Raw genomic sequence first — 5,740 nt, forward strand, 5'->3', positions numbered from 1 at the left:
CTCCTCCTGTACCGGCGCCATGTTCGGCTCGGCGGGCACCGGCGCGGGCGAGGCGTTCGCCCGGCTCTGCGCGCGGGCGGGCCTGCGGGCGAGCGCACCCGCCGGCCTGGGGTCGCTGTGCTGCGGCACGCCGTGGAAGTCCAAGGGGCTCACCGAGGGCGCCGCGGCGATGGCCGAGCGGGTCCTCCCCGCGCTGTGGACGACGACCCGCGCCGGGGCGCTCCCGGTGGTGTCCGACGCGTCGTCGTGCACCGAGGGGCTGCGGGTGATGGTCGCGGCCGGGCCCGAGCGCTACCGCGGCCTGCGGGTCCTCGACGCCGTCGAATTCACCGCCGACCGGATCCTGCCCGCGCTCACCGTGCCCGCCCGGCTGGCCCGGCTCGTGCTGCACCCGACCTGTTCGGCCACCCAGCTCGGCCTGCTGGACCCGCTGCGGCGCCTGGCCGGGGCCGTCGCCGACGACGTCGTCGTCCCCGACTCGTGGAGCTGCTGCGGGTTCGCCGGGGACCGCGGGATGCTGCACCCGGAGCTGACCGCGGCGGCCACCGCACCGCAGGCCTGGGAGCTCGCCGGGGTCGACGCCGACGCCTACGCCTCCTGCAACAGGACCTGCGAGCTCGGCATGAGCCGTGCTACCGGGCGTGACTACGAGCACGTCCTGGAGGTGCTCGAACGGGTGACTCGATGAGCGATTCTCGTGATCCTGAGGCGTCTTTTTCGGTCAAGTCCTTGTTTAGACCCCCCGGGACCGGGGATGAATGTCCGTGATGCGCGTTCCGTCGGGGGTGACGCGCGCCCGGAAGGAGTCCATGACCGTGACCGTGGTGACAGGTGGGGCCGCGGCGAACGCCGTGATGGCGGTCGTCCGGGTCGAGGCACCCGCGGGCGTCGAGGCGGACGTCGTGGAGGCAGAGCTGACCCGTGCCCTGTACACGCACCGCAAGCGTCCGATGACCGTCGAGCTGTCCCTGGCCGACGGCACCGGCCCCTGGCCGCGGCGCGGACCCGCCCGGTACGCCTTCGTCGCCGTGCTGACCATGTCCGGGTGCTCCGAGCCGGAGCGGCTCGCCGCCCGCATCGAGAAGACGGCCCGCAAGGCGATCCGGCGCCGTTTCGGCCGTCCGGCCACCGCCGAGGTCCGCACCGGGATCTCCGGCGCCGAGGCGGGCGCCTACTGGTTCAGCGTGCGGGGCACGCCGCACCGGCAGTGCTGACCCCCGCGGCGGGGTCGCGGCGTGAGACGGGCCACCGCTGTTTCCGTTCGGGCGCGCCCGTGCCGCATCCTGTGTGCCGCCGCCGGCCCGGGCGGGAGCCGACGAGACGGGGAACGACCACCGTGCTGACCATCCTCACCTCCGAGAACGGCGGTTGACCGCCGCCGCACCGCCTCCCCTCGTGGAGGCCGGCCCGAAGGGTCTCCGCACCGGAGCGCTGGGTCTGTGGGGCAACACCGTCATCGGGCTCGGCGCCACCGCGCCGGCCTACAGCCTGGCCGCGACGCTCGGCTACGTCGTCCTCGCCGTCGGCGAGAAGGCGCCCGCGATGTTCCTCGTCGCGTTCGTGCCGATGCTGTTCGTCGCCGTCGCCTACCGCGAGCTGAACCGCGCGGTGCCCGACTGCGGGACGACGTTCACCTGGGGCACCAAGGCCTTCGGGCCGTGGGTCGGGTGGATGGGCGGCTGGGGCGTCGCGGTGTCGGCGATCATCGTGCTGGCCAACGTGGCCGAGATCGCCGCCGTGTACACCCTGCGCGCGCTCGGGTTCGTCGCCGCCGCCGAGAACACGCTGGTCAAGGTCGGCGTCGGGGTGCTGTTCATCCTGGTCATGACCTGGGTCAGCCATCGCGGGATCGTGCTGTCCGAGCGGTTCCAGAACGCGCTGATCGTCTTCCAGATCGTGGTGCTCGCCGTCCTGGCCGCCGGGGCGCTGTGGCTCGTGTACTCCGGCGACGCCGGCCCGCAGGCCGTGCTGCCGAGCTGGAGCTGGTTCGACCCGACCGGGATCACCGGCTCCGCCGCCGCGCAGGCGCTGATCCTGTGCATCTTCGTGTACTGGGGCTGGGACGCCTGTCTGGCCGTCGGCGAGGAGACCCGCGGCTCGACGAGCACCCCCGGCCGGGCGGCGCTGCTGGCCACGGTGATCCTGCTGGCGATCTACGTCGTCGTCGCCGTCGCGTTGCAGTCCTACGCCGGGTTCGGCGCGACCGGGATCGGCCTGGCGAACCCCGAGCACTCCGAGGACGTGCTCACCCTGCTCGGCGCCCCGATGGGCGGCACGGTGCTCACCGCGGTGCTGCTGCTGACCGTCGCGGTGTCGGCGGCGTCGTCGACCCAGACCACAATCCTGCCCACCGCGCGCGGCGCGCTGGCGATGGCCGTCTACGGGGCGGTCCCGCGCCGCTTCGGCAGCGTCCACCCCCGCTACGCGACGCCCGGGTTCGCCACCGTCGTCATGGGGCTGTCCGCGGTGGTGTTCTACCTGGTGCTGGGACTGGTCAGCTCCGACGCGCTGCTCGACACCGTCGCCTCGCTCGGCCTGGCCGTGGCGTTCTACTACGGCATCACCGCCTTCGCCTGCGTCTGGTACTTCCGGCGCACCCTGCTCCGCTCGCCGCGCGACCTGCTGCTGCGCGGCCTGCTGCCGCTGCTCGGCGGCGTGGTCATGGTGTGGGCGTTCGTGCAGAGCTCGGTCGACATGCTCGACCCCGCCTACGGCGAGACCTCCTTCGGTCCGGTCGGCGGGGTGTTCGTGATCGGCGTCGGCATGATCGCGCTCGGTGTGCCGCTGATGCTGGCCTGCGCGGTGCGGCTGCGGCCGTTCTTCCGCGGCGAGACCCTCGACGAGGACACCCCGGTGCTCGTCCCGGAGACGGGGGAGCCGCCCTACGGCGGTTCCTAGGCCGCACGGGGTGCGCCGGCCCGGCCGGAGGGACGATGATCGGGCCGGTGAACGCCCGCATCCTGCTCGTCGAGGACGACCGCACGATCGGTGACGTCCTGCGCGGCAGCCTGACCGGGCACGGCTACGACGTCCGGTGGGAGCAGGCGGGCGGCCCGGCGCTCGCGGCGGCCGGGCACACCCCGTTCGACCTGGTCCTGCTCGACCTCGGGCTGCCCGACCTCGACGGCGTCGAGGTGTGCCGTCGGCTGCGCACGCTGCGCCCCGACGCGGTGCTGGTCGTGCTGACCGCCCGGACCGCGGAGATGGACGTGGTGCTCGGACTGGAGGCCGGCGCCGACGACTACCTGACCAAGCCGGTACGCCTGGCCGAGCTGCTCGCCCGGATCCGGGCGCACCTGCGGCGCGCCGGCGGCGACCGCACCGGGGACGTGCTGGAGGTCGGGGACCTGCGCGTCGACACCGGGGCGCGCCGCGCCACCGTCGCCGGGCGGGAGCTGGTCCTGCGCACCCGCGAGTTCGACCTGCTCGCCCGGCTCGCGACCGACCCGGGCACCGCGCTGAGCCGCGAGGTGCTGATGACCGACGTGTGGGACGCGCACTGGTTCGGCTCCACCAAGACCCTCGACGTGCACGTGGCCGCGGTGCGCCGCCACCTCGCCGCGCACGACGGCCCCCGGGTCCCGCTGATCACCACCCTGCGCGGGCACGGGTACCGCCTGGAGCTGCCCGGGGGCCTCCGGTGAGACGCCGCATCGTGCGCCTCACCCTCGTCGCGGTCGGGGTGACGCTGGTGCTGTTCGGGGTCCCGCTGGCCGTCGGGCTGGAGCGCTACACCGTCGCCCAGCAGCGCGAGTCGCTGCAGCGCATCGCGGACTTCGCCGCCCGCTCGGTCTACGACGACGTCGTCCACGACCGGGTCCCGGCCCGGCTGCCCGACGGCCGCGACGACGACACCGCCGTCGCGCTCTACGACTCCGACGGCGACCGCACCACCGGCGACGGCCCGCCGGAGGGCGACGAGGGCGTCGACCGGGTCCTGGACCGGGGTCTGTCGTCGTCCCCGCCGGGGCAGCTCGTCGCGGTGTCCCCGGTGACCGACGGCGACGACGTCGTCGGGGTGGTGCGCGCGGCCCGCCCGGCCTCGGCGGTGTGGTCCTCGCTCGTGCCGCTCTACCTCGGCATGGTCGCGCTGGCCGGGCTGGTGCTGGTCGCGGTGTGGGCGCTCGCGATGCGCCTGGCCGCGCACCTGACGGCGCCGCTGGAGTCGATGGCCCGCGACGCGGCCCGGCTCGGCGAGGGCGACTTCGGGGTCCGTCCCGCGCCCACCGGCATCGGGGAGCTCGACCGTGTCGGGTCCGCGCTCGGCCACACCGCAGGCCGCCTCGACGACCTGCTGGCCCGCGAGCGGGCGTTCTCCGCGGAGGCCTCGCACCAGCTGCGGACGCCGCTGGCCGGGCTGCGGCTGCGGCTGGAGTCCGCGCTCGACGACCCGGCGCTGCTGCGGCCCGCGACCGTGGAGGACGGGCTGGCCTCGGTCGACCGGCTGGAGCGCACCATCGACGAGCTGCTGCTGCTCGCCCGCGAACGCAGCCGTGACGCCGTTCCGGTCGACCTCGCCCGGCTCTTCGACGAGGCGCAGGCCGAGTGGGGCGACCGGCTGTCCCGCGCCGGGCGGTCGTTCTCGGTGTCCCGCGACGGCGCCCTGCCCGATCCGCCCGCCTCCGCCGCGGCGGTCCGCCAGATCGTCGCCGCCCTGCTCGACAACGCCGTCCAGCACGGGGCCGGCGCGGTCGCGCTGACCGCGCGGGAGGCCGGGCCGGACGCCGTGGCCGTCGACGTCGCCGACGAGGGGCCCGGGGTGGCCGAGGAGGACCTGTCGGGCAGCGACGGCCGGCGCGGCCTCGGGGTCGCCCTCGCCCGGCGGCTCGCCGAGGCCGAGGGCGGACGGCTCACCGCCCGCCGGTCGCCGTCGGTGGTCACCCTGCTGCTGCCGCTGGAACCGGCCCGGGACGGCCGATCGCTTACCTCCTTCTAACCTCCACCTCATTCCCCGTGGCACACGGGCTCCCTACCGTCGGTACCGGACATGATCGACGACGGTCGGCACCGGGAGGCCCGCATGACCACGACGCCCGACCAGCGGATCCGCGACGCCCTCACCGCCGACCCGGTCCTGCGGACCCTCGGGTTCGACCACCGCTCCGTCGGGTCCGCGTCCCCGCCCGCGGGGCCGGGCATCGTGCTCGGCTGGTCCGGGCAGTGGGCGGCGTCGGGTTCGGCGGCGCTCGGCACGGTGGTCGTCGACGTCGTCGGCGTCGACGGACGCACCCGCACGGCGGTGCTGGCCCGGATCGAGGTCGTGCTGTCCGGGCTGCGCGACGGCCCCGTGCGACGGGTCGGGGCCGGGTCCCCCGCGGACGGTGTCACCGTGCTCGCCGGCACCGGCGAACCCGCCGGCCGGACCGCGGCCGGCGCGACCGTCGGGTAGCGACCGGTCACCGCCCCCCATCCGGTGACAGGCCCGGCGGAACGGACACGACGGCGTATCCGCCCAGGTGGGGGGCCGTCACGACGATCTTGACCTCGCGTACGGTGCGGCCCATGGCTTCCGACACGAGCAGGCCCACGGACGGCAGCACGGCGACCGGTACCCCGGAGACCGACGATGCGGCCGGCTCCGTCGCGACGGACCGGGCGACCGCCGACGGCCCCGCCACGACCGCCACCGACGCCGCCGACGGCGCGGCCACCGGCACGACGGCCACCGGCTCCACCACGGCGGGCTCCACCGTCACCGACGGCACCGCCACCGACGGCACCGCCACCGACGGCACCGCGA

At 75.4% G+C, this 5,740-nt stretch carries 7 protein-coding genes; all 7 read left to right on the top strand.

Annotated features, from left to right (window positions below):
• Positions 1-688, top strand: a 688-nt coding sequence (locus GTW08_RS13000) for a (Fe-S)-binding protein (RefSeq protein WP_161151973.1), incomplete at its 5' end; no start/stop codon positions are given.
• 127 nt (positions 689-815) lie between these two features.
• The gene (locus GTW08_RS13005; RefSeq protein WP_161151974.1) at positions 816-1,214 is read left to right on the top strand and encodes a hypothetical protein; all 399 of its coding nucleotides are present in this window, start codon (positions 816-818) and stop codon (positions 1,212-1,214) included.
• 181 nt (positions 1,215-1,395) lie between these two features.
• Positions 1,396-2,898, top strand: coding sequence for an APC family permease (locus tag GTW08_RS13010; RefSeq protein WP_301549194.1), 1,503 nt, complete (start codon positions 1,396-1,398; stop codon positions 2,896-2,898).
• Between the two features lie 35 nt (positions 2,899-2,933).
• On the top strand, positions 2,934-3,644 hold the full coding sequence (locus GTW08_RS13015; RefSeq protein WP_073573943.1) for a response regulator transcription factor: 711 nt from the start codon (positions 2,934-2,936) through the stop codon (positions 3,642-3,644).
• Positions 3,641-4,936 carry an ATP-binding protein gene (locus GTW08_RS13020; protein WP_073573944.1) on the top strand — a complete coding sequence of 432 codons (1,296 nt, stop codon included), beginning with the start codon at positions 3,641-3,643 and terminating at the stop codon, positions 4,934-4,936. Before GTW08_RS13015 ends, GTW08_RS13020 begins: the two co-directional genes overlap by 4 nt.
• Positions 4,937-5,020: 84 nt before the next feature.
• On the top strand, positions 5,021-5,389 hold the full coding sequence (locus GTW08_RS13025) for a hypothetical protein (protein ID WP_139282673.1): 369 nt from the start codon (positions 5,021-5,023) through the stop codon (positions 5,387-5,389).
• Between the two features lie 113 nt (positions 5,390-5,502).
• Positions 5,503-5,740, top strand: a 238-nt coding sequence (locus tag GTW08_RS13030) for a hypothetical protein (RefSeq protein ID WP_202417109.1), incomplete at its 3' end; no start/stop codon positions are given.

This window comes from Pseudonocardia sp. SID8383 (assembly GCF_009864975.1).
GTDB classification, from domain to species: Bacteria; Actinomycetota; Actinomycetes; order Mycobacteriales; family Pseudonocardiaceae; genus Pseudonocardia; species Pseudonocardia alni.

Bases quoted from the DNA above. Each gene is read 5' to 3' on its own strand.
- GTW08_RS13025 (WP_139282673.1), top strand. From the start codon at position 5,021: ATGACCACGACGCCCGACCAGCGGATCCGCGACGCCCTCACCGCCGAC.
- GTW08_RS13015 (WP_073573943.1), top strand. From the start codon at position 2,934: ATGATCGGGCCGGTGAACGCCCGCATCCTGCTCGTCGAGGACGACCGC.